Source organism: Bifidobacterium hapali (assembly GCF_002259755.1).
Classification (GTDB): domain Bacteria; phylum Actinomycetota; class Actinomycetes; order Actinomycetales; family Bifidobacteriaceae; genus Bifidobacterium; species Bifidobacterium hapali.
The window spans coordinates 13,474-38,740 of record NZ_MWWY01000026.1; the positions used below are offsets into that span (position 1 = coordinate 13,474).

The following is a 25,267-nucleotide window of genomic DNA, read 5'->3' on the forward strand; positions in this document are numbered from 1 at the left end:
TATGATGAGGGGTTGTGCATGTTACTTACATGTAAACTGTGCGGCCGGCGTGACTGCCGGCACATAACCCCGAAACACGAGGCATATCAAGAAAAGGAGGAGTGATGGGTCAGGATCAGTCATCAGTATTTGATCTTGCGGCGGTTGCCGCGGCGTCCAACGGAGGGAATAACGACCCGCTGCTGCCTCCGGCACGATTCATCGGCGACCCGCAGAAGCCAAGCAAAATGCCGTACACCAAGTACGTTGCCTACGACAAGCAGGTGCCGTTCGATTATCCGCAGCGCACATGGCCCGGCAAACGCTTGCAGCGTGCGCCGCGCTGGTGCTCAGTCGATTTACGCGACGGCAATCAGGCGCTCGTTAACCCAATGGATTCCGAGCGTAAGCTGCGCTTCTGGAATCTGCTCGTCTCACTCGGATTCAAGGAAATCGAGGTCGGCTTCCCATCCGCTTCGGAAACCGATTTCGACTTCATTCGTATGCTTATCGAACGCGAGCTCATCCCGGATGATGTCACCATCGTTGTGCTGACGCAGTGCCGTGAACATCTGATTCGCCGCACATACGAGGCGCTCAAGGGCGCCAAGCGTGCGATTGTCCACTTCTACAACTCGGTATCCGTGCTGCAGCGCGAAGTCGTCTTCCGTAAGAACAAGGACGAAATCAAGCAGTTAGCTACCGATGCGGCCGAGCTGTGCAAGAGCCTTGAATCTGAAGCCAAGGGTATCGATCTGTACTACGAGTACAGCCCTGAATCGTTCACCGGCACCGAGCCGGAGTATGCGGTCGAGGTGTGTAATGCGGTAATCGACGTCATCAAGCCGACTCCTGAGCACAAGATGATCATCAATCTGCCGGCAACCGTGGAAATGACTACGCCGAACGTCTTCGCTGATGAGGTTGAGTACGTTTCCAACAACCTGACTGACCGCGATGCGATCGTGATCAGCTTGCATCCGCACAACGATGAAGGCATGGGCGTCGCCGCAACCGAACTTGCGATGCTGGCCGGCGCGGACCGCGTCGAAGGATGCTTGCTCGGCAACGGCGAGCGCACTGGTAACGTCGACCTCGTCACGCTTGGCCTGAACCTGCTCACGCAGGGCATCGACCCGCAGATCGACTATTCGAATGTGCCGGAAATTCGTAAGACGGTTGAATATTGCAACCAGATCAAGATTTCCGAGCGTCACCCGTACGCGGGCAGTTTCGTGTTCACGGCGTTCTCTGGCTCGCATCAGGATGCGATTAAGAAGGGCCTCGAAGCGCGTCAGGTAGCCGCCGAGCGTGCTGGTGCTGACCTTGACAGCTTCGTATGGCTCGTGCCGTACCTGCCGATCGATCCGAAGGATATTGGCCGTACGTACGAGGCGATTATTCGTGTCAACTCGCAGTCTGGCAAGGGCGGTATGGCGTACCTGCTCAAGACGAACCACAATCTCGACCTGCCGAAGCGTCTACAAATCGAGTTCGACAAGATCGTGCAAAAGTACGCGGACGATACGAAGAAGGAAGTCAAGGACGAGGATATCTGGCGTCTGTTCAAGGACGAGTATCTGCCGGTTGAGGAGTCGGGTGCGACGGCGGCTGGCGCGGTTGTTGGCGATACGCGCGACGAGAGCCTTAAGCAGTGGGGTCGTCTGAAGCTGCTCAAGGTGTCGGTTTCCTCCGGCGAGGACGGGTCGGATACCGTGCTCAAGGCAAAGCTGCTCGACCGTGGCGCTGGTGCGGCGAACGCTGGCGAGCCGGTGGTGCGCGAACTGTCTGGCATCGGCAACGGTCCGATCGCCGCGTTCATCAACGCGATCGCAAACCTCGGTATCGAAGTGTCGGTGATGGATTACGTCGAGCACACGATGTCGGTCGGCACTGACGCAATGGCTGCTTCGTACGTTGAAGCGCAGGTTGGTGAGGGTGCTGAAAGCCAGATTATCTGGGGCGTCGGCATTGATTCGTCAATCATCACCAGCTCGCTTAAGGCGATTATTTCTGCGGTGAATCGTTTCGAGCGGTAGGCGATAGACTGACTGTCTGACTGACTGTCTGAATCGTGAAACGGCCGTAAGTGCGCATGATCTCAACTATCGTGCGCACTTACGGCCGTTTTTGCGTCTGAAAAAGACCGTAAGTCGTGGTAGTGGCGGAAATCTCTCGCTGAGCGGCACTCAGCGAGAGATTTCCGCCACTACATGTGTGTGGACTGGCGTTATTGGCCGCTGCTGGACGAGTTGCCGGTGGTGCTGCCTAAGCCAGTTGAGTTATCTGCGCCGCCGTTTTGTGACGCATTGCCACCAGATTGAGTGCCGTTACTGCCATCTGACGTGCCTCCGCCCGGCGTTGTTTGGCTGCCTCCCGTCGAGCCGGAGTCAGTACTAGTATCCGACTTGTTTGTCTCACTAGTATCGGATTTATTCGACGAACCAGCACTGCCGGATTGCGATCCTGAAGACGATCCGGGCTGCGAGTCAGTCGATCCAGTTAACCCAGACTGAGATCCGGACGACTTATCCGATCCTGACTGTGACCCAGTCGACTTATCCGAGCCGTTCGAGCCTGACTGTGATCCGGACTGTGCCCCGGACCCCGACCCAGTCGACGTACCGTACCTAGCGCCAAGTCCCCACGTACCATCCGGTCCGCCAATCTTGCCGTTATCGGTCGCAGCCGGGAAGTTCTCCACCGCCATACCGTCGAGCGCGCGACTCATAAACTCAGTAAACAGGTGCGCCGGATATCCGGTCGAGGACACGCCGTATCCCGCGAACTGCGGCACCACTTGCGGCGAACCGTTCGCGTCCGGATTCCAGATCGCCCACACATTGAGCAGTTGTGGCACGTATCCCACGAACGACGCAGCCGTCTCATCATTCGCAGTACCGGACTTGCCAGCTACCGCACGACCGAGCGCACTTGCCACGCCTGCTGCCGTGCCGCTTGTCGTCGTACCTTGCATTGCCTTCTGTACGAGCGCGCAATCGTTCGCATTGAAAACTTGCTCGCTGGTGTCCGCAGCCTTGTACATCTCCTTGTTCTGATAGTCGGTCACGGTCGAGACGATGTGCAGCGTGGTTTTTACGCCGTTCGCTGCGATCGTCGAGTGACCCTGCGCGAGATCCCACACAGTGCTCGCGTTGATACCAAGCACGTTGTACGGCGATGTCTCATCAATATCGCTCGTGATGCCGGCCTCATGCGCGATTTTGGCCGTGCGCTGCGGTGTCAAGTGTTCGTTGACGTTCATGAACACCGTGTTGACTGAGTTGGCTGTGGCTTGATACAGGTTGATATTGCCCCAATTTATTTCGAGCGCGTTGTTCACCTCGTTCTCGAGTCCGGAGAAATGCTGGTGTGAGTTGCCATTGAACATCGTGTTGAAATTCACGCCCTCTTGCGCGGCACCCAGCAATGCAAACGGTTTCATCGTTGAGCCGGGCTGGAAATTGGCTTGCGTCGCATTGTTGTACTGGTGGGTCAAATAATCTGAACCAGCGTACATAGCCTTGACGGTGCCGTCGCGCGGATCGACTGCAATACCGCCGATTTCGAGCGTTTCCGGCATGCCGTCCGGCCGCTCGTTGCCAGCCTCCTGCATCGCTTCTTGCATCGATTTGTCGATCGTAGTGATGATCTTGTATCCGCCAGTTTCGATGTCGTCTTTAGTGAACGTGCCCGATTTAATGAGTTCGTTTTCAACCGTAGTCAGTAGGTAGCCGTTGTATCCAGCGAACACATTGCTCGGCGAGTATGTGATGGTATTCGGCAGGTTGTCGGCGGTCTTGCGTTCTGTGGCGGTGATGTAGCCGTCATCTTGCATGATGCCAAGCACGCGGGTCATGCGTTGGGTAGCCATGTCTTTGTTGATTGCCGGGTCCCACGATGACGGGGACGGAATAATGCCGGCGATCATCGCGGCTTCGCTTAAGGTTAAATCTTTCGCATTCTTGCCGAAGTAGGCTTGCGCTGCAGCTTGAATACCGTACGCGCCGCGGCCGAGGTAAATGGTATTCATATAGTTGCACAGAATCTCGTTTTTATCCTGTGCTTGCGCGAGTTTGAGCGCGAGAATAGCTTCGCGCGCCTTGCCAACGTACGTTGTAGTTTCGCCGAGATAGTAGCGTTCCGCGTACTGTTGTGTGATTGTTGAACCGCCCTGCCGTGTGCCTTTGGTCAGGTTGTTGACGAGCGCGCGACCGATGCCTTTGAGATCGATACCTTTATTCGTGTAGAACGTGCGGTCTTCGGAGGAGACGATCGATTTGCCAATGTAGTCAGGCAAGTCGCTGCACTGGATAATTTCGCGGTTTTGCTCGGCAAACGAGCCGATTTCGGTGGTGCCGTCAGCGTAGTAGACGGTAGTTTTCTGCGAGAGTGCGATTTTGTCAGCTTGCGGAATTTCAGTGGTGATATACAAGTATGCGAATGCTGCGATACCGCTTGCGATACCGAGTGCGAATAGCGCGAGGACGATTTTAAGAATGAGATGACGGCTGCCTCGGTTGCGCTGACCGTTGGGACGGCGATGGTTGTTTGCGCGGTGCGATCCGGGTCGACTGGTGCGGCTGGATGTGGCAGATGTGCCGGTTCGGCGTGCGCCGGATGAGGCGGTGCGTCGGCTGGTGTGACTTGCTGCCGATCGATGTGAGCCGTGTGAAGTACTGCGTGAATGTGCGACCATGATGTACCACCGTAGCCACCCCAGTTGAACAATGTGGGTGATTATGCCTGAATACGGGGGTGCGCGATGGTGATTTCCGCGGAATTCTTACAAATCGTGGCGTGGACGAGTTATGGGTGAGAATGGCGGTATTCCGCCATCATAAGGTGATGTGAGCGTATCTGAGCGCCGCGCGGGACATGCGGTGTCCGGGCATGATGTACACTAGTGAAAGCCTCCACGCGGCGCTATGTCACCCAACTCCCCCAGGGCAGGAATGCAGCAAGGGTAAGTGGCCTCTGACGGGTGCGTGGGGGTTTCTCTTTTCTCCGGGGCTTGTTGGGGGCTAGGGGTCGAAATGTGGGTCTTATTTGTTGACCTTCTCCTGCGTGGCAGAAAACGCTCGCTGAGGGTGTGCTTAGTGAGCGTTTTCTGCCACTTGAGATGGTGTGTAACCGTGAGCGGCAGTGGGGACGGTGGTGCGTGGCAGAAAATGCTCTCTGAGCGCCCTCTCAGTGAGCGAAAACCGCCACGCATATTGGGGTGTGTGGAGGTTTGGTCACGCGATGGAATTGACTCGTTACAATCCATCGCGTGTGTGCTCGAGTGTGATTTTGCGGCGGAACTCAGCTAACTTCCGCCGGAATGTCACGTGAATGGGGCTTGACATGTGATATTCCGGCGGAGAATCATGTACTTTCCGCCGGAATATCACGTTTAGTGCCCGGTTTTTGTAATTTTGCGGCGGAGAGACGGCATAGTTCCGCCGAAATGTCACGTTTAGCACCCGGTTTTTGTGATTTTGCGGCGGAGAGACGGCATACTTCCGCCGGAATGTCACAGAAACAGGGCTGTTAGCGTGATATTGCGGCGGTAAAGCGGCGTATCTCCGCCGGAATGTCACGCTGAGAGGACTGAAAGGGGAGATGAGAAGGTCGTCTGCGCGATTTCCGGCGGAAGCTCGATGTACAGACCACCCGCCACCGTAGAGTCATGCGTATGACCGACGAACCAACACCTACAACACCGCGCTCCGATCAGCCTTCGTCACCGTCGACGCCGGCTCCCGCGCCGCTGTTCACGCCATTCGAGGCGCTACCACAATCGGTATCACACACATCGCGCGCGTCATCAATAGTCAACCCGGTGCCGTCGCAACAGTTACAGCACGCATCAGGCTCAGTTCCAGCGAATCCTGACAGTGCCTTCAATCCAGCCAATCCAGCCGACTCAACCGCCATCGCTCGCGGTCTCGCCGCGCTCGATCCGCTCGCTGTCCGCCCGCGCATCTCCGCCCGCATCCTGTGCATCGTCTTCGGCGCACTCCTCATCGCCGCCGCGTTCGGTGTGTGGTGGCTCGGCGTACGCACGGAAACCGGTCAATCCTACGATGAAATCGTAGTCACCGGCCTGCATAATGCGCTACCCGGCTGGCTCGCTGCCGCGCTCGACCCGTTCATCGCAGACAATCTTCTGCCAGCCCCGTTGAATCTCACGGTTGTCTTTTCGCTGCTGTTCGGTCTCGCCGCGCTCATCGTGATGATCGTGCGCAAACGGTGGCTGCTGATCGGTCAGGCAGCCGCGATCGCGGTACTGTGCTATGCGGCCACGTTCCTCAAGGAATTGTTGCCGCGGCCGTATCTGATCGATACCGCCACGCCGCACGCGAATTCTGCGCCGTCCGGTCACACGATTCTCGCCGCGACGGCCGTAATTTTGTTACTGATCGCCGTGTCGCGCGTCTGGCGTGCTGCGTGCGCACTGATTGCCGCTGTATTTTCCTCGTTGATCGGTTTGTCGGTGATCGTTGGCAGCTGGCACCGGCCGAGCGACGCGGTGATGTCGGTGCTGCTGGTTGGAGGCTGCACGCTGCTCGTACTCGCTGTGACCGCGCGCAACGGGATGGATGATCCTGGTACTCGTGTGTCGTCAGCGAGTATCCAGATTGTGGGCACGATTATGATCACGGCTGGTGTACTCGGCTGCCTGTACGCGACGTACGTGATATGGCAAGTGTTGCCGGGACTCGCGTTGAGCGCGGCGTGGTCAGCGTCAGGCGCGTATTTGTCGACGATCGTCGGCGTGGCTGCAGTGACGTCGTTGACGGTTGGGCTGGTGCTTGCGATGCGACAGTTGACCGCCGCTCCGCTGAGTCGGATCGGTTTGATCGGCGCGCCGCCTGCGCCACCGCGTGATTAGCACGACTGTCCAGTCGCGCGGGCGGCGCCCGCTCGCTCGCACGTCGCGACACCGCCAGCATCGCCGACAACAATCGGTAAAAACCGCGCGCATTAGCCTTTGACCGCACGTCATGGTTAAGATGACGTGCGTCAGGCAAGTATTGAAGGAGCAGTCATGGCAACCGGCAGCAAGCTCGTCATCGTGGAGTCTCCCACCAAAGCCAAGAAAATTGGCGGGTATCTCGGCAACGGATACACCGTCAAGGCATCGGTGGGTCATATTCGCGATCTCGCACAGCCCAGCCAGGTGCCCGCCGCCGACAAGGAGAAGTACGGCAAGTTCGGCGTGGACATTCAGGATGGGTTCAAGCCGTATTACATCGTTGACGGTGACAAGAAAAAAACCGTTTCCGAACTTAAATCTGCGCTGAAAAACGCCGACGAACTCTATCTCGCGACTGATGAAGATCGCGAAGGAGAGGCGATCGCGTGGCATCTCGTGCAAACACTCAAGCCGAAAGTGCCAGTTAAGCGCATGGTGTTCCACGAGATCACGCCTGAAGCGATCAAAGCGTCGCTGACCAACACGCGTGACGTGGACGGTGCGATGGTTGATGCGCAAGAAACGCGCCGTATTCTCGACCGTCTCTACGGTTACGAACTATCGCCAGTCCTGTGGCGCAAAGTCGGTCCCGGACTGTCCGCTGGCCGCGTGCAGTCGGTTGCGACGAGACTGATCGTCGAGCGCGAACGCGAACGTATGGCGTTCGTTCGCGCGCCATACTGGGATGTGACCGCCGAACTCGTCGCGCCCGACGCCGAGGGCAACGATACGCAGTTCGACGCGCGTATGATCTCGCTCGGCGGCAAGCGACTCGCCGTGTCTAAAGATTTCGGTGCGGACGGCAAGCTCACGCCGGACGGATTCGCTGGCAACATCTGTCAGCTTGACGAACAGTCCGCTCACGCGGTGGCTGAAACGTTGAAATCTGCCGCGTTTACGGTACTGTCAACCGAGTCCAAACCATATCGTCGCCGTCCGCAGCCGCCGTTCACTACGTCCACGCTGCAGCAGACCGCTGGTAATCGTCTCGGCATGAGCTCGCGGCAGACAATGCGCGCTGCGCAAGGCTTGTATGAAAACGGTTACATCACGTATATGCGTACCGATTCGGTCACGCTGTCGCAAGAGGCGATTGCGGCCGCACGTAACGCTGTCGAATATCATTTCGGCAAAGCGTTCCTGTCGGACGCGCCTAAGCAGTATGCGACGAAGACGGCTGGTGCGCAGGAAGCGCACGAATGTATTCGTCCGGCTGGCGCACGATTCCGCGACCCAGCTGAGTTGGCGAGTCTTGTGCCGCCGGATCAGCTGCGACTGTACACGCTGATTTGGCAGCGTACGTTGGCGTCGCAGATGGCCGACGCGACTGGTTCGACCGCGACTGTGCGACTGAGTGCACCGGCTGGCGGCGAGTTTGGTGAGGCGATTTTCCAAGCGTCTGGTACCGTGATCGAGTTCTTCGGATTCATGAAAGCGACCGGCGAGGGACGCAAGACTGTTGCGACTGCTGCGGAGAAAACCAACGCCGGTGCGGATGACAGCAACAGCAGCAACAGCAAGACTGCGAAAAACAGTGAGGAGAACGCGTCACTGCCGCCGATGAACGTCGGTCAGCAGGTTGCTGCGCAGGATGTGGCCGCGGATGGTCACGAAACCCAGCCGCCGGCTCGCTATACGGAAGCGTCGCTGGTGAAGACCTTGGAAGCTAAGGAAATTGGCCGTCCGTCAACATATGCGAGCATTATTTCGACAATTATCGACCGTGGATACGTGTACGAACGCGGTCGCGCGCTGATTCCGTCGTGGCTTGCGTTTTCAGTGATTAAGCTGCTTGAGACGAAGTTCCCGAAGTACGTGGATTACGAATTTACGGCTGATATGGAAAACGGGCTTGATCAGATTGCGCACGGTCGCCAGACTGGTCGCGATTGGCTGACTCGGTTCTACTTCGGTTCTGGCGACGGTGCGGCGGCGAATGCGGACGAGGCGCACGCTGGTTTGCAACAGCAGGTAGCGCAGCTCGGTGAGATTGACGCGCGTGCGATTAATACGATTGATATTGGCGATGGTCTGCATGTGCGTGTGGGTCGGTATGGTCCGTATCTTGAGGATATGGAGCATTTGGATGCGCAAGGCAATCCAAAGCGTGCCTCCCTGCCGGATACGTTGGCGCCGGACGAGTTAACCGTTGAAGTTGGTCATGATCTGATCGAGCATAATGCGGGCGGTCCGCGCGTGCTTGGTGTGGACCCGGTGTCGGGTGGCACGGTTGAGGTGCGCAACGGGCGGTTTGGGCCGTATGTGGCGCTGGTGCCGGCTGAGGCGGGGGCTTCTGGTTCTGGCGTGGCGGCCGGGGGCGATGGCGGTGAGTCTGAGGGTGTGTCTAGGGGCGCGGATGGCGAAACCGCCGGTGCGAAAAAGACGACGCGCAAAACTGCGTCCGCCGCTGCCGCGCCGAAACCGAAGATGGCGTCGCTGTTTAAAACGATGAGCCCCGAATCGTTGACGTTGCAGGATGCATTGCGTTTGCTCAGCCTGCCACGGCTTGTCGGCTCATACGAGGAGACGAACGCTGAAACCGGAGAGGTCTCGGACGTGAAGGTTGAGGCCAATAACGGACGTTATGGCCCATACCTGACCAAGACAGGAGCGGACGGTACTAGCGAAACGCGCTCTTTGGCGTCTGAGGACGAGATTTTTACGGTCGACCTTGATAAGGCGAAAGAACTGTTCGCCCAGCCGAAGTATGGACGTGGTCGTGGACGTGGTGCGGCTAAGCCGCCGCTGCGCGAGCTTGGTCCGGACCCGGAGACGGGCAAGCCGGTGACCATTAAGGACGGTTTCTACGGCGCATACATCACAGACGGCGAGACAAATCGTACTGTGCCAAAGCAGTACACGCCTGAGTCGATTGAACCGGCTGAAGCATTCCGTCTGCTTGCGGAAAAGCGCGCTGCTGGCCCAGCTAAGAAGCGCACGCGCAAGAGTACGGCTACTGCAAGGAAAACCACGTCGGCTAAGTCAACTGCAAAGACAACTACAAGGTCAACCACCAAGACGGCAGCGAAGTCCACAACCAAAAAGACCACCACGCGCAAGAGTACGTCAACAAAGAAAGCTGCGTAATCGTCTCTTACTGTGAGCTCAGCTAAAAACCGTCGAGTGCGTTATCAGTGTCATCTGTCCTCGACGGTTTTCGATGTTGTAACTTGCTGTAATGAAATCCGTTTGTGGCATAAATGGAGAGCTATCTTGCAGTTCTAGGTAGATGTCGTGTGGAACCGTGTCTAAAACCTCCAGAACGGGGGTAAAAAACCGTTATTTTTACCCCCTAAGTAGCGCTAAAGTAGTTGGTCTTCTCAGGGAAAAACCTAGAACTGCAAGATAGGGTTGTGCGCGAGTGCAAACTGAGTGGCGCTGTCTTCATCGGAACTTGAGCGACTTCCCGTCATAGCGCGGATGAGTTGGTGAATCGTTTAGTTAGAAGTCGGCGCGCAAGGATGCGAAAGTTTGTGAGAACTTGCTAAGGTGAACAGCATGACCGGACTGTTTGTTTCGTTTGAGGGCGTTGACGGCGTAGGCAAAACCACGCAAGTCGAACGGTTGCGCGCTTACTTGCAAGAGCGTGGTCGCGCTGTCCTCGTAACCCGCGAGCCGGGTGGTACTCCGCTCGGCACAGCATTACGCCAATTGCTGCTGTACAATGTTGCTTCGGATGCGGCTGATATTGCCCCGCGTGCAGAAGCGTTGATTTTTGCTGCCGATCGCGCGCAGCATGTGGCTGAAACGATTCGTCCGGCACTTGAACGCGGCGAAGTAGTCATCACTGACCGTTATCTCGACTCATCGTTGGCTTATCAAGCTGGAGGCCGTGAGCTGACCGCCGCAGAAATCCGAAATTTAAGCATGTGGGCCACCGATAGCCTGCTTCCCAAGCGCACATACCTGCTCGACATGGACCCGGCCGCGTCCCACGCGCGTCTGCAACATGCTGAAGATCGTATGGAATCCGCCGGCAATGACTTCCAACATCGCACGCGCCAAGCGTTCCTCGACCTCGCTACCGCCGAGCCGGACCGGTTCCGCGTCATCGACGCAAACCAGTCAATCAACGATGTGTGGGAACAGATTCGCACCGATATTGACACCCTGCTACAAGGAGGTGCGCAATGAGTGTATGGGATACGATCGTCGGCCAGAAACCAGTCGTAGACCAGCTCAAAGCCATCTCGACCGGCGATCCCAAGGCAATCGCCCAATCATGGCTGATCTGCGGACCTCCCGGCTCCGGTCGCTCCAACGTCGCCAAAGCATTCGCTGCCGCGCTCGAAAGTCCCGATCATGGCTTACATGACGAACCAACCAAAAACACGCGCGAAGTTCTCGCCGGCACGCATCCAGACGTCACCGTGCTCGCCACAAACAAAGTCACCATCGGTATCGACGAAGTGCGCGACCTGATCGGTGTCAGCGAGCAGATGCCCGGCACCGCGCCGTGGCGCATCATTATTATCGAAGACGTCGATCGCATGCTCGAACGCACCACAAACGTGCTGCTCAAGGAAATCGAAGAGCCGGCCGAACACACGATTTGGTTGCTGTGTGCTCCAAGTGCGCAAGACGTGCTGCCTACCATCCGTTCGCGCACGCGCATCGTCAACCTCGCCGTGCCGCCAACCAAAGCGGTTGCCGCGTTCCTGATGAACACGGTCAATCCAACGCTGCCGGACGATCAGCGGTTTACTGAGCATGTTGCTGCGCGCGCGGCCCGACTTGCTGAAGGTCATATCGGCGTCGCGCGACTGTACGCGACAGACGAACGCGTGATGACTGACCGCGACGAACTTATCGTCGGCGTGCTCGGTTTGCATCGTGCGTCCGACGCGGTATTGCTCGCCGGCAATCTCATCGACAATGCAAAAAGCCAAGCTGAAGCGGATGTAGAGCGGCAAGCGGCGCGTGCCGAGGCGGATTTTCGCCGTATCAACGGGCTGGGGGAGCGCGATCGAATCCCGACGAACTTGCGTGGCGCATACAATCAGATTGCGAAAAAGGACGAGCTGAAACGGCAAGCGACTCGTCGCAGTCGTGACGTGCTCGATCGTGCGTTGAACTCGATCGCGTCCGTGTATCGCGACGTTGCGGTGATGCAGAATAATGCTGAAGAAGCAGTCGGTGTAATCAATCTTGAAAATCGCGAGGCAATCGCGGAGCTGTCCGTGCGATTAACGCGCGACGGCGCAGTGCGTCGACTCGACGAGATCGCAACCGCACGCCGCCGTCTCGCCGGCAACGGCAACCCTACGCTCCTGTTTGAAGCCCTCTTCTGCGCGCTCATCGCGTGATCGGTGTGCTTATTGTTGGAGTATGGATATCGAATTACCGTTGTCGTCAATAACTTGCGCGCCCGTAATGCGCGCATACGCATCCCAATCGGTTACGTAGTACACGGTATTTTCATTGAAGTTGAAAGAGAGCGCTTCGTTTGACCGAACGACATTGCCGGGTATGCTATACGCAAAGTCGACATAGCGTATATTCCGTATTTCCGCAGCGCTCATAGAGTGCAGTTTGTCGAGGAGCTCGCGATCAGTAACTTGTATTGTTTTGCTTGACTGAGGCCAGTCGTGTTCTGCTAAATAAGTAATAGTGAACTGCAAATTAGTACTTTTATTAGTATTAATTACTGCTACATTATCGACTTCGACCAACATAAAACCGATAGATTCCGAACCAACGCGGAAATACAGCAGGACGCACAGCACGATAACGCTGATACAAGTGATCGCAATCAACACGATTTTGATCACAGAAATGCGTGTAGCTTGCATGAATCGCGTGTTCATCGTCGTTCCTTTTTCTTAGAGTCAAGTGGCTATTTGTTCGGAATTTCCGGTGACAACGACCACTTGACTATTGCTAAATTAATAGGAGAGTGATAAAGCTGTTCCAGTCGAATAAACTTTTTCTGGTGGGTCTATAGAGAATCCAAACTTGCCGAGGTTAAAGCTTACTGAATAATTCATTTTATTTGGATTGTAAACATAGTTTACAACTATTCTCTTATCATTTCTGTCACCGACTGTCGCGTGGACCCACGCGCAGCCTTTGATTTTCATTTTCCAGTCAGGATTTCCTAATTGTTGGCCAGAAAAATTTGCGCCTTGTAATGATACCTCAGTCGGTATCATCTTGCTGGAGGAAGTTGTGCGCCAGTCGTTCATATATTGATCTTTATGCCATATCTGTCCTCCATAAGTATTGGGTCTTACAGCATCTGCGAAGTATATTGAGAATGTGTCTTTCCCTTCTGGTTGTTTGTAATCAGTGAATTCGTACGTGGGATATATAGAAATGTTATTTCCTGATTTGAATGAACTAGCATAAAAACGAATCCCAGAGAGTCCGTTTGGGAGTCCAGCGGCCAACCGTGTATAGTATGGTTTTCCAATTTCTCTAGTTTCGATGTACTTATATGGAAGATTCTGTTGCTGAAGATCAGTGGCTATGACATGTTTGATGTCAGGGTCCATGTTTTGAACTTCGATGATAGGCATGCCGGCGTGTAATAGGTATTCATCATCTGTCATAGCATCAGAGGAGTATGCTTGCGATGGCATCAACATGATAACGAGTGCGAAAGCTGAGCATATAATGCTGGATAATATTCTGTTTGTCTTATCATATTGTTTATGTAACATTTTGTGTCCTTTTTGTAATATATTTAATATGCTGGGGACCACTTCAAGTCACCGCTGACTTGAAGATAATGCTAAGTTTCAACTCTAGAGTATGTGAGTTCTCTGCCGTATGGCAAATACTTTCCAGTTTTTCTTTATACCTGTGCAGATGTGCGCTTAACGTATAATAGAAAAATATGAATGCTGTTAAGGATGGGCTTACTGTAGGCATTGTTGATAACGATTATTGTGCATCGATGATGATTGCTTCAGTAATACAGCGTCGTATTCCCCAAAGTACAATACTCTGGCAATGTGATCATTCTCAAACAATTTTAGAACATGTACGGTTTGATAGTACGTTGCCTGACGTTGTAATTGTAGATCTTATGCTTAATGGCATTAGTGGAATTGATATATGCCGTTTGATAAGAAATCACACTTCGGATATTGGAATATTGTGTGTAACAGCATACCCGCTTTCGTCATTCGTTGAGCCATTGGTTGCTGCTGGCGCTCAGTCGTTATTGCAAAAGAAAGACATTGTTTCAGAGGAATTCGTACGTGCTATTGAGCATGTATCTCAGGGAAAATCCTATCCTGAACATTCCCCTTTCTTGAGCGCTACGCAATCTCATGTTCAGATGAAACAAAACAATAAAGTTCTACAACATAATAAAATTGATATTCCTAGTCCTCGCGAGCTAGAAATACTTCGCTGCTATGACAATGGAATGTCGACTGAAGAGATTGCATCATCGATGCGTATTACATCTGATACAGTTTTTTCGCATATTCACCATATATTGTTAAAAGTTCATGCTCGAAATCGCAAAGAGGCGTTATCGATATGTCACAATCTTCATCTTTTATAAATTACGCTCATGACAATAAGCAAGCATCTTATAGAGTGCGAATATCGATTATTATCGTACTATGTATTTATGTAGTCAGTGTAATAATTAATTCGACGCTGCAAACGCAGACACTACAATACTGGTTCATATGTATGGTGAGTTGTGTTTGTATTGGTGTTCAATATTATCTTCCGATAGTGGGGTCATGGACGCTTATTGTATTGTGGATGGCAAAAGCAATCTTTATTATAGATAGTCCGTATTTTCTCTTTTTCCCAGTATTGTTCAGTGTGATAGTGCTTGTCTCGATAGATTATTGTTATGGTGTTTGTGCGGCAATAATATCTTGTCTGTCGCATGTTCTTGATTTGTTTGGGAATGGGAATGATAATTACGATTTAGTATATGTTTTACCTGTTATTATGTTGTACGTATGCGCATTCTGCATAGGTTTAGTTTTGTCGTATAGTGCTCAACGAGAGTATCTTGCAAAACAAGTTTCTGTAATGCGTGAACGGCATCGAGTAGCCAGAGATATACATGACCAAATACTTGGGAGTATTACTAATATACAGTTACTTATCAATGAAGATTATCTAGTTGAAAGCAATATAGGTATTGCTCGTAATGTAGTAAATGATGCTGTGGAAAAAGCTAGGGCTTTTGTTATCGATCTTGAAACAAATTATAATAATGATATTCAGGATGTTAAATCTGATATTCATGCAGATGTAATTGAGTTTATGCAGGATAAATATCAATTATTGCGCAACATTGGAATTGACGGCGAATATGCAATAACACAAAATTTTCCTGTAGGAGTGAACGCTACATTTCGTTCGTTATTATTTGGTTTGATTCAAGAATCATATAATAATATCGCTAAATATGCTGATCCGCGGTATGGATATATTGTGACCGTTGAAACGAAAAACAACAATGTTGTGTTGCATGTGACTGATGTAATTCATACTCTTGCAGAACGAGATGAGCACGACGACAAGAACGTGCATTCAGGGCTTGAACGGTATCGTAGATTGTTATCAGATTATGGTGGCAGTCTTACGGTTTCTGTAGATGGTCGATATTGGCGTATGTCAGCGGTAATTCCGACTATGTAACCTACTCAAAAAAATAGTAGTCGACACATGCGCGCGATACACTGGGATGCATGAAGATTTCCGCTGATTTCACGGTGGTGCCCGACGACTTCGCGAAAGCCGCCGCGCCGGAATACCGCAATGGCGGCGTGCCCGTCATCTCCTTCCCGTTCTACATTGATCAGATTGATCCTAGCGTACGCTATTTGCACTGGTCGTTCACTGACCCGGATTCGATTCCAGTATGCGGATTCGAGTGGATTCACTGGACGCTCGCAAACCTGCCGATTGACGCGCTTATGTACGATTTCAACGATTCGCACGCACTGCAAATTCCACCAGACTTCTCTCGTCAATTGCCCTCGATGATTCCCGAAGCCGTGCAAGGTCGCAACTCATCGGCATCTAAATTCCTCGGCCGCGACAACGACCCGGCGATCACCATGCGCTACAACGGTCCGCAGCCGCCAGACAAAGATCACGACTACTACCTACACGTGTGGGGTACGAAAGAGCCATTGCCCGGATTGAATCAGGGATTTTGGCTCAACGAACTGCTTCACGCACTGAGAAACTGCGGCGAAACCCCCGATCAAGGCGGTATCTTCGTTACCGGCAAAGCATGATGCGGTAAACATCACATGGTGCGGTGAGCGAAAATGGCTATTTTCCGCCAAAATGTGTTTTCCGCCTAACCGCATCATGGGAGTAACCGCTAATCCAATAAGAAAGGAAAGGAAACAATATGGCCTGCACCACAATTTTGGTCGGCAAGGACGCCAGCTACGACGGTTCCACGATCATCGCCCGCAACGAAGATAGCGGCAACGGTGAGTTCAATCCGAAACGATTCATCGTCGTCAAGCCCGAAGAACAGCCGAAAACCTACCACAGCGTGATCTCGCACCTCGTCATCGACTTAAGCGACGAGGAACCATTGCGCTACACGGCTGCGCCAAACGCTGATCTCAAGCAGGGCATTTGGGGTGAAGCCGGCATCAACGAGGCAAACGTTGCGATGAGCGCCACCGAAACACTCACCACGAACGAGCGCGTACTCGGAGCCGACCCATTCGTCGCCTACCAGCCAGCCAAGGGCGACCCAAACAGCGATGACTACGAGCCGGAAGTCCTCGGTGGTATCGGCGAGGAAGATTTCGTCACCCTCGTCCTGCCGTATATCAAAACCGCGCGCGAAGGCGTCGAACGTCTCGGCTCGCTGCTCGAACAGTACGGCACGTACGAGATGAATGGCGTCGCGTTCTGCGATGTCAACGAAATTTGGTGGCTGGAAACCGTCGGCGGCCATCATTGGATCGCCAAGCGTGTGCCGGACGAAGCGTACGTGACCATGCCGAACCAGCTTGGTATCGACGAGTTCGATCTCGACGATGCGCTCGGTGATCAAGAAAATCACATGTGCTCCGCTGACTTGGCTGAGTTCATCGAAGACAATCATCTCGATCTGTCTGTCGAGTCGACGAGCCCGTTCAACCCGCGTGACGCGTTCGGCTCGCACTCTGACATGGACCACGTGTACAACACGCCGCGCGCGTGGGCGATGCAGCGTTTCCTCAACCCGTACGACGAGGTTTGGGATGGTCCGGACGCCGATCACACGCCGGAATCGAACGATATTCCGTGGGCGCGCCAGCCGGAACGTAAGGTTACGATTGAAGATATCAAGGTCGTCCTGTCGAACCACTATCAGGGCACTCTGTACGATCCGTACGGCAAGCTCGGTGACGAACACACGCGTCACATGTACCGTCCGATCGGTATCAACCGTCAAAGCCAGCTGTCGGTTATGCAGATTCGTCCGTACCGTCCGCAGGTCAGTCGAGCGATCCAGTGGATTGCGTACGGTTCCAACCCGTTCAACACGCTCATGCCGTTCTACACGAACGTTGACGCGACGCCGGCGTACTTGGAAGATACGACCACGCGCGTGACTACCGAAAACTTCTACTGGGCGAATCGTGTGATCGCCGCGTTGTGCGACGCGCAGTTCGCTGATAACGAGCCGTTCGTTGAGCGGTATCAGGAGAAGACTGGCGCGCTCGGTCACCAGTTGGTTGCGCAAACAGACGCGGCGATTAACGCGCTTGACGGCGTGTGGCCGGCGGACGCGGACGATGACGACGTGGCTGATGTTGCGGACGCGGCGGCTGACGACGTCGATCTCGACGATATCGACGAGTTCGATGCGGACGCTGACCTCGACGTGCAGCCGATGGAACCGGATGAGATTATCGCTGAGCTACGCGAGAACGCGGCAGCTCGCGAAACATTGACTGCGGCGAACCAGCAACTGGCCGATCGACTCAAGGTCGAGACGGACAAGCTGCTCGATGTTGTGCTGTACAACACCAGCATGAAGATGAAGAACGCTTTCCACCTGTCTGACTTCTGATATCGTCATATGTTGCGTTAGGTTGTGCTAGCAGTATCACGCTAATGGCCTCACAATAGTGGTATTGCTAGCGGCATCAAGGAACGAAAGGAACTTCGCGTACATGACTTCCATCGAAGATTTCACCAGCCAATACGGTTTGGTCAAGAAAATCGACGCGTTCGGCTACATGGACTGGCTGAAAGCCAATCCGGACGCGCCGCGCAAGCACGGCAAGATCGTGCTCGTCACCGCAGATACGCCACTCAAGGCAAGCCGTGGCGAAGGTAAAACCACCACGACGATCGCGCTCATTGACGCGTTGCGTGCGCGCGGTATCGACGCGACTGCTGTACTGCGTCAACCGAGCATGGGCATTACTGCAGCTGGTTCAAAGGGCGGTGCGTCCGGCGGTGGCAAGGCATCGCTGACTCACCCTGAGCTCATCGACTGGGGTCTGACCGGCGAAATGGCTGCGATTGCAGCAGCGCAGAACCTGCTCGTCTCCTTCGCTGAGAAAGCGGTTGACGAGGGTCGCATCGATACGATTCTCGTGCCTCGCGTCTCCGAAGTGCCGTCGCGTTCGCTGCGTTCGATCACCGTGGACGCGGGCAAGAACAACGTCGCCGAGAAGGTCGTGCTCACGCCGACGTCCGAACTCATGCAGATCGTCTGCCTGTCTCGTTCGATGGACGAAATCAGCGAGCGAGTCTCGAAGATGATCGCCGGTACGAAGGACGGCAAGGCCGTAACGTTCGGCGAGTTCGTGGACCTGTGGCGTATCACCGGCATCCTGTCCGATGCGGTTAAGCCGGCGCTGACTGAAACAGTGAACGGTTCGCCGGTGTATGTGCACGGCGGTCCGTTTGCGAACGTGTCGATCGGTATTCCGACGCTGATTTCGGTTGAAATGGCTTGTTCGCTGCACGACGTGGTCATTGTTGAAGCCGGTTACGGTACGGACGCTGGCGCACAGAAGTGGCTCGACATTGCTTGCCGTGAGTTCGGCGCGCAGTGGCCGAGTGCGGCAGTTGTCGTGACTCGTGCGTCGACGTGGCGTGACGATCCGGACCTCGCATGGCGTTACCCGTTCCACGTGGAACGTCTCGAAGGACTTGATATTCCAGCCTTCCCGCTGATCAATCTGTGGGATGGTGAGGATGATCAGATTCCGTCGTTGCGTGAGACTGCGGCCAAGCTGGAGTTCCGTAACCCGATTATCGGTAACCTGTACCGTGACGGTGGCGAGGGTATTGCCGACCAACTCGATCCGTTTGTGGATGTGCTGCTCAACGGTTCGATGCCGGCTCGTCCGCACAGCCACAAGGGTATGTCGGTGATCGAGAACGTGAAGTGGGTGGCTGAGCATGCGTACGGCGTGCCGGCTGAGCGCGTGCTGCTTAAGGATGGCTTCATCCCGTCGCGCGATGCAGCTGTTGCCCTGTGCGAGTCGGCTGGTATTTCGCTGGCTGATCTTGCGCTCGTTGCAGTCAAGTCGCCGGCTACGATGACCGATAACGACCGCTTGCCGGAAGACGAGCGCACAGTGACGCTCAAGAAGGTTGAGGTACACGCCGGCGCCGGTTTGGTGCAGGTGAACCTTACCACGTCGCTGACTACGCCGATGCCGAAGATCGTCTGAGCTGTCCTCTGCGTTTGCTGGTTTGACTGACTCTGAAGGCCGTAACTGAGTCCTTTCCCAATGATCGTGACTCAGTTACGGCCTTTTTATCACGTATCGCGCCGCTTTCCTCGGCGAAGCTAATTCCGAACGCTAATCAAATCAACGGTTTTGAGAAAGAAAAAAAGGCCGATCCCGGTGGAATGGAATCGGCCTTCGTGGAGCTAATGGTAATCGAAACCACGACCTCTTCGATGCGAACGAAGCGCTCTACCAACTGAGCTATAGCCCCGTGGATGTTGTCTTGCTCCGCAGGACAACTTGCAACACTATAATATGGTTTCCCCTCACGTGCAACTTCAGATGTGAAGATTTAATGAAGGCTATAAGGTGTATACATTGAGTCAGCAGCCGACTGGTCGTGTGATTGTTCCGGATGAATCTGGATGTGCTGCGCTGCCTGCGGGCGCTCGCGAATAAACCCTTATTGCGCCGCCCAGCTCCAGCGTGTCAGGCTTAATGGTCAAATAAACAAGGTGTGCCCCCTCCGCGAGCTCCCATCGTGCGGTAAATTCCCCATGGTGCGGTAAACATCACATGGTGCGGTAAACCTCCCATGATGCGGTTTTGCAAAATGGCGTAATTCCGCCATTTGTGCATCAATCGCCGCCAACCATTTACCGCATCATGGGGAATTTACCGCACGATGGGGAATTTACCGCACCATGAAGATGCGCAAAGGGGCGCACCAACGCATGGGGAATACGGTAAGGGAAACGAAACAGGGGCCTAAAGACCTAATGCATACGACAAAATGCGGCATTTACTGCAACGAGCCGGTCGGCAGTGAGTAATCGGGCGCCTCGCGCGGCGTATTCGGGTCGCCGCTGACATGGTCAAACGCGCGCAGGAAAATCAGCGATTTCGCGTAAGCGAGCCACGAGAAGCCGAGCACAATGAACGCGATGCGGAACCATCCGGTGAATACGAACAATGCGGCACCGGCTACGTCGATGGCGAGCAGTCCGAGCGTGTACTTGAACGCCGCCCACGGCATCATGAATGCGTTCTTCAGCGTTGCCGTGAAGGAGTTCGCATATCGCGCCTGCAGCGGCGAATAGTATTCGAACGTAAGCAGTGTGACAACCGCGACGATGATGAGGATCGGCATGGTGAGATAGGCGATGTCGGTGTCGAGCGCGTTCCAGAACACGAAGGCGAAGGTTGCGAACGCCAGCAGGACGAGGAAGATGGCCGACGACCCGAGTGCGGGCAGGAATTCGCGCTTGAGCCGTTTGAGGTATTCTCGGCCGAGATTGATGTCTTCGTTGTCGGTGTAGGCGAACACCGTACTATATAGTGCGGCTCGCGCCGGTCCGATGGTGACGATCGGGATGATGGTGACTAGGAAGAGCAGGTTGAGGACCGTGTACCTCAGGCATAGGCTGATGAATTGCCAGAAGCGGTTATCAGGGTCAAAAAATTTCAAGGATTCCTCCTGCCTCGGCGTGCCGTGAACGTTCTCATTGAGCCATTTTTCGTTGGAATTCCAAGTATACACTGCTTATTTATTAATCATTTGACAAAGTTGTGGAGATGCATATAATCTTATTTATAAGTTAATAAATAAGAGTTCTGCGGATGGTTGCGACGATTGAAGTCGCGGATTCGCAACGGGCATCGATGCATCAATACAACCAAAGGAGGAATGATGCAATCGCACGAGGAGAGCGGAAGCATGGCGACGAGCAACGGCTCGTCTGCGGCCTCCGTAGCGCTTGACGCGAAGACCAAGCGCGGCAAAGGTCGCAAGGGCAACAAGGTCGAAACAACCAAGCAGCACGGCGTCAAGCTGTGGCTGCTGATCGTCCCGTTCCTCATCCTGGCTGTATTGTTCTGCTACCTGCCGCTGTTCGGCTGGATCTACGCATTCTTCGACTACCAGCCGCCGATTCCGCTGTCCGAAAGCGAATTCGTGGGCCTGCAGTGGTTCAAGATGATGGTGCAGAACCCAGCTCAGCTCAAGACCATCGGCCAGGTGCTCATCAACACCTTCGCCATGTCCGGACTGAACATCCTCACCTCGTTCTTCCCGCTGGTGTTCGCCATCGCCCTGAACGAGATCCGCGCCCGCTGGTTCAAGAACCTCATCCAGACGCTCACCACGCTGCCGAACTTCATCTCGTGGGTTCTGGTCTACGCCGTCGCGTTCGCCATGTTCTCCACCACCGGCATGTTCAACACCCTGCTGCAGAACCTGCACCTCATCTCCGAGCCGATTAAGTTCCTCGATTCCGATTCCCATACGTGGCTCAAGATGCTGCTGTGGGGCATCTGGAAGGGCCTCGGCTGGGGCTCTATCATGTACCTCGCGGGCATCGCCGGCATCGATCCGGAACTGTACGAGGCCGCGCAGGTGGATGGTGCGAACCGCTTCCAGCAGATCTGGCACGTCACCATCCCGCAGCTGCTGCCGACCTACTTCGTGCTGCTCATGCTCTCGATCTCGAACTTCCTGAACAACGGCATGGACCAGTACTACGTCTTCCAGAACGCCTTCAACATGCAGCACATCCAGGTCCTTGACCTCTACGTCTACAACGTCGGTATGGGCAACAGCTCGCTGTCGCTGGCAACCGCCATCTCCATGCTCAAGTCGCTGGTCAGCGTCGGCCTGCTGATCCTGGTCAACTGGCTGTCCAAGCGCACCCGCGGCGTGTCGATCGTCTGATTGGTTTCTCGAGATTTAAGGAAGCATCATCATGGCTAAGAACTTCAAGCAAGGCGTAGCTCCCGCCCAGCGTCGCACCCGCGGTGAGGAAGTCTACAACGTCTTCAACATCATCTTCTTCCTGCTGTTCGCGTTTATCTGCGTGTACCCGTTCTACTACCTGATCATCAACTCGATCTCGAACAACTCGGCTTCCGCGGCCGGCGAAGTGAACTGGATCCCGCAGGGCATCCATTGGGAGAACTACAAGGCGGTCTTCGCGCTCTCCGGTCTGAGCACCGCCGCGTTCATCTCCGCGGCGCGTACCGTGATCGGCACGGTGCTCACCGTCGGCGCCTCGGCGTTCCTCGGCTTCATGTTCACGCAGGAGAAGATGTGGGGACGCAAGTTCTGGTACCGCTTCATCGTCATCACGATGTACTTCAACGCCGGTCTGATCCCGATGTTCATCACGATGAAGAACCTGCACCTGACCAACAACTTCTGGGTCTACGTGCTGCCCGCCATCGTCCAGCCGTTCAACATCATCCTGGTCAAGACCTTCGTCGAATCCATCCCGCACTCGCTGCAGGAAGCAGCCGAAATGGACGGCGCCGGCACGCTGACGGTCTTCTGGAAGATCATCCTGCCGATGATGTCCCCGATCCTCGCAACGGTCGGCATCTTCTCCGCGGTCGGCCAGTGGAACTCCTTCCAGGACACGCTGATCTACATGACCGACTCCAAGTTGTGGTCGCTGCAGTACCTGCTGTACACCTACATCAATCAGGCCAATGCACTGGCCGCGTCGGTGAAGGCGAGCGCCGGCACCGCAATGAACGTCGCGGCACTGGCCACGCAGCAGACCCCGACCTCGATCCGTATGACGGTCTCCGTGATCGTCGTGCTCCCGATCCTGTTCGTCTACCCGTTCTTCCAGCGCTTCTTCGTCAAAGGCATGATGCTGGGAGCGGTAAAGGGCTGACGCGTAACGCGAAGCCCTGTGGACTGTTCATAGGTTCAGCCTGAGTGAGGCCGGTAGGCCTCAAACAAACCAGTCGTATCTCATAACTGAATCACAACAATTTTTCCTCAATCTAGGGAAACCAAAGGAACCAAGGAGGATTCCATTATGGAAATCAAGAAGAAGATCCAAGCGGTGTTCGCCACCGGCTTGAGCGTGGCGCTGCTGATGTCGCTGGCGGCCTGCGGTGGCGACAAGACCGCTTCCGAGAAGGATGATGGATCGCTGATGACCGTCGACGTCTTCGACGGCCTCGCCAACTACCAGGGCGAACAGAAGGGCTGGTTCGCCAAGATCATCAAGGACAAGTTCAACATCAAGCTGAACATCATCGCTCCGAACGTGGCCGGCGGCGGCTCCACCCTGTTCGATACCCGTTCCGCTTCGGGCAACCTCGGCGACATCATCATCTACGGCTATGACGGCGGTTACGGCTCCAAGATGGTCAAGGCCAAGCTGCTCGCCGACATGACCCCGTACCTCGACGGCATGGACAACATCAAGAACCATCAGGCCGCCATCGACGCCATGAACGATGTCATCGGTGTGGATTCCGGCGTCTACGGCATCCCGGGCTCCGTCTCCGACAAGGCTCCGACCGAGGCGTCCGAAGGCCTCGAACCGACGTTCGGCCCGTACCTGCGCTGGGATTACTACAAGGCCATCGGCTACCCGGAGATCGATACCCTCGAGGATCTGATCCCGGTGCTCAAGCAGATGCAGGACAAGGCCCGCGAAACCGAAGGTCGTAACGACATCTACGCCATGTCCCTGTTCAAGGACTGGGATGGCAACATGATGAACAACGCCAAGCAGCCGACCTGCTTCTACGGCTTCGACGAGATGGGCTTCGTGCTGGCCAAGGCCGACGGTTCCGAGTACCAGTCCATCACCGACAAGGACGGCATCTACGACCGCACCATCAAGTTCTTCAACGCCGCCTATCGCGCCGGCATCGTCGATCCTGAGTCGACCACCCAGAACTACGACACCATGAACTCCAAGTACAAGGAAGGCAAGGTGCTGTTCTCCTTCTGGCCGTGGCTCGGTCAGGCCGCCTACAACACCAACGAGAACAAGGCTGCCGGCAAGGGCTTCATGATCGCCCCGCTCAAGGATCAGAAGATCTTCTCCTACGGCTCCACCCCGACCGGTGGCAAGACCTTCATCGGCATCGGTTCCCAGGCCAAGAACAAGCAGCGTCTCGTCAAGTTCATCGACTGGCTGTATTCCGCGGAAGGCGTGTATGACTCCGGCGCCCAGACCGGTGGCGCCGCAGGTCCGAAGGGTCTGAACTGGGAGATCAAGGACGGCGAGCCGGTGCTCACCGACTTCGGTTCCAGCGTGCTGTCCGGCGCCAGCGAGAACGTTCCGGAAGAGTACGGCGGCGGCTCCTACTCCGACGGCATCTCCGCGCTGAACTTCACCACCGTGAACGTCAACGACAACGATCCGGACACCGGCTACCCGTACAACGCGACCATGTGGCCGAGCGAGCTCGAGAAGGCCAACAACAACCCGCTGAACCAGGATTGGTCCTCTCACATGGGCGGCGCGAAGACCACGATGGAGTACCTCGAGGCCAACAACATGATCGAGGTCGCTCCGGGCTCCGCCTACATGACCCCGGATGAGGATTCCCAGATCACCACCCTGCGCGGTTCCATAAAGACCGAGATCGTGAACGCTTCGTGGAAGGCATCCTTCGCCTCCTCCGAAGCTGAAGCCGAGAAGATCATGGATCAGATGCGTGAGACCGTCAAGGGCCTCGGCATCGATCAGGTCCTCGAAGTGGACATGAAGAACGCCAAGGATCAGGACGCCGCCCGCAAGGCCGCCGTCAAGGATTATCAGGCGGAGAACAAGGATTCCTCTTCCGATTCCGAGTGAATCCAAGTGAGTCCGAACGATTCCGAGTGAACGTGATGCGGGGCGTCCGTTCCTGAACGGTCAGGATGTGCGGCCCGCAGCACAACCCACAT

At 54.9% G+C, this 25,267-nt stretch carries 17 protein-coding genes, 1 tRNA gene, 1 other RNA gene and 1 pseudogene; 15 read left to right on the forward strand and 5 right to left on the reverse strand.

Annotated features, from left to right (window positions below; translation table 11 throughout):
- The first annotated feature begins 104 nt into the window (after nucleotides 1-104).
- The gene (leuA, locus tag BHAP_RS07045; protein WP_094730032.1) at nucleotides 105-2,018 is read left to right on the forward strand and encodes a 2-isopropylmalate synthase; all 1,914 of its coding nucleotides are present in this window, start codon (nucleotides 105-107) and stop codon (nucleotides 2,016-2,018) included.
- Between the two features lie 191 nt (nucleotides 2,019-2,209).
- Here the strand turns inward: leuA and BHAP_RS07050 are convergent, their stop codons facing one another.
- Nucleotides 2,210-4,678 carry a transglycosylase domain-containing protein gene (locus BHAP_RS07050; RefSeq protein WP_094730033.1) on the reverse strand — a complete coding sequence of 823 codons (2,469 nt, stop codon included), beginning with the start codon at nucleotides 4,676-4,678 and terminating at the stop codon, nucleotides 2,210-2,212.
- Between the two features lie 208 nt (nucleotides 4,679-4,886).
- On the opposite strand from BHAP_RS07050, the gene ffs reads away from it, so the two are divergent.
- From ffs to BHAP_RS07075, 6 genes and pseudogenes are all read left to right on the forward strand, one after another.
- Nucleotides 4,887-4,983, forward strand: an RNA gene (gene ffs / locus BHAP_RS07055) — signal recognition particle sRNA small type.
- A gap of 673 nt (nucleotides 4,984-5,656) precedes the next feature.
- Nucleotides 5,657-6,856, forward strand: coding sequence for a phosphatase PAP2 family protein (locus BHAP_RS07060; protein WP_158216450.1), 1,200 nt, complete (start codon nucleotides 5,657-5,659; stop codon nucleotides 6,854-6,856).
- A gap of 156 nt (nucleotides 6,857-7,012) precedes the next feature.
- Nucleotides 7,013-9,211: pseudogene (topA, locus tag BHAP_RS07065) on the forward strand (type I DNA topoisomerase); the annotation flags it as partial.
- A 69-nt stretch (nucleotides 9,212-9,280) separates the two neighbouring features.
- Nucleotides 9,281-10,027: a topoisomerase C-terminal repeat-containing protein gene (locus BHAP_RS12145; RefSeq protein ID WP_420807722.1), complete on the forward strand. Its 747-nt coding sequence runs from the start codon at nucleotides 9,281-9,283 to the stop codon at nucleotides 10,025-10,027.
- Nucleotides 10,028-10,438: 411 nt separating this feature from the next.
- Entirely contained in the window at nucleotides 10,439-11,074 is a 636-nt protein-coding gene (gene tmk, locus BHAP_RS07070; RefSeq protein ID WP_094730036.1) for a dTMP kinase, read from the forward strand.
- The gene (locus BHAP_RS07075; RefSeq protein ID WP_094730037.1) at nucleotides 11,071-12,246 is read left to right on the forward strand and encodes a DNA polymerase III subunit delta'; all 1,176 of its coding nucleotides are present in this window, start codon (nucleotides 11,071-11,073) and stop codon (nucleotides 12,244-12,246) included. Before tmk ends, BHAP_RS07075 begins: the two co-directional genes overlap by 4 nt.
- Nucleotides 12,247-12,255: 9 nt before the next feature.
- On the opposite strand, the gene BHAP_RS07080 is transcribed toward BHAP_RS07075, so the two are convergent.
- Complete coding sequence (locus tag BHAP_RS07080) at nucleotides 12,256-12,747, reverse strand: hypothetical protein (protein ID WP_094730038.1); 492 nt, start codon at nucleotides 12,745-12,747, stop codon at nucleotides 12,256-12,258.
- Between the two features lie 78 nt (nucleotides 12,748-12,825).
- Complete coding sequence (locus BHAP_RS07085) at nucleotides 12,826-13,491, reverse strand: hypothetical protein (protein ID WP_211279704.1); 666 nt, start codon at nucleotides 13,489-13,491, stop codon at nucleotides 12,826-12,828.
- Between the two features lie 287 nt (nucleotides 13,492-13,778).
- Between BHAP_RS07085 and BHAP_RS07090 the strand changes: the two genes are divergently transcribed.
- The 5 genes from BHAP_RS07090 to BHAP_RS07110 all read left to right on the forward strand — a co-directional run bounded on the left by BHAP_RS07090 (nucleotide 13,779) and on the right by BHAP_RS07110 (nucleotide 19,572).
- Nucleotides 13,779-14,456, forward strand: a complete 678-nt coding sequence (locus BHAP_RS07090) for a response regulator transcription factor (RefSeq protein ID WP_094730040.1) — start codon at nucleotides 13,779-13,781, stop codon at nucleotides 14,454-14,456.
- Between the two features lie 209 nt (nucleotides 14,457-14,665).
- Nucleotides 14,666-15,559, forward strand: coding sequence for a sensor histidine kinase (locus BHAP_RS11485; RefSeq protein WP_143248757.1), 894 nt, complete (start codon nucleotides 14,666-14,668; stop codon nucleotides 15,557-15,559).
- A gap of 50 nt (nucleotides 15,560-15,609) precedes the next feature.
- Nucleotides 15,610-16,164, forward strand: coding sequence for a YbhB/YbcL family Raf kinase inhibitor-like protein (locus BHAP_RS07100; protein WP_094730042.1), 555 nt, complete (start codon nucleotides 15,610-15,612; stop codon nucleotides 16,162-16,164).
- Nucleotides 16,165-16,283: 119 nt separating this feature from the next.
- Entirely contained in the window at nucleotides 16,284-17,951 is a 1,668-nt protein-coding gene (locus tag BHAP_RS07105; protein WP_094730043.1) for a C69 family dipeptidase, read from the forward strand.
- Nucleotides 17,952-18,054: 103 nt separating this feature from the next.
- Nucleotides 18,055-19,572, forward strand: a complete 1,518-nt coding sequence (locus BHAP_RS07110) for a formate--tetrahydrofolate ligase (protein WP_094730044.1) — start codon at nucleotides 18,055-18,057, stop codon at nucleotides 19,570-19,572.
- A 198-nt stretch (nucleotides 19,573-19,770) separates the two neighbouring features.
- Here BHAP_RS07110 and BHAP_RS07115 read toward each other — a convergent pair.
- Nucleotides 19,771-19,843: transfer RNA gene (locus BHAP_RS07115), tRNA-Ala, on the reverse strand.
- 531 nt (nucleotides 19,844-20,374) lie between these two features.
- Complete coding sequence (locus BHAP_RS07120; RefSeq protein ID WP_094730045.1) at nucleotides 20,375-21,040, reverse strand: YesL family protein; 666 nt, start codon at nucleotides 21,038-21,040, stop codon at nucleotides 20,375-20,377.
- 219 nt (nucleotides 21,041-21,259) lie between these two features.
- Here BHAP_RS07120 and BHAP_RS07125 point away from each other — a divergent pair, with 219 nt between their 5' ends.
- The 3 genes from BHAP_RS07125 to BHAP_RS07135 all read left to right on the forward strand — a co-directional run bounded on the left by BHAP_RS07125 (nucleotide 21,260) and on the right by BHAP_RS07135 (nucleotide 25,175).
- Nucleotides 21,260-22,282 (forward strand): ABC transporter permease subunit, encoded by a 1,023-nt coding sequence (locus BHAP_RS07125; RefSeq protein WP_094730046.1) that lies wholly within the window; start codon nucleotides 21,260-21,262, stop codon nucleotides 22,280-22,282.
- Between the two features lie 31 nt (nucleotides 22,283-22,313).
- Complete coding sequence (locus BHAP_RS07130) at nucleotides 22,314-23,246, forward strand: carbohydrate ABC transporter permease (RefSeq protein WP_094730047.1); 933 nt, start codon at nucleotides 22,314-22,316, stop codon at nucleotides 23,244-23,246.
- 147 nt (nucleotides 23,247-23,393) lie between these two features.
- Nucleotides 23,394-25,175 (forward strand): ABC transporter substrate-binding protein, encoded by a 1,782-nt coding sequence (locus BHAP_RS07135; RefSeq protein WP_094730048.1) that lies wholly within the window; start codon nucleotides 23,394-23,396, stop codon nucleotides 25,173-25,175.
- Nucleotides 25,176-25,267 lie beyond the last annotated feature (92 nt).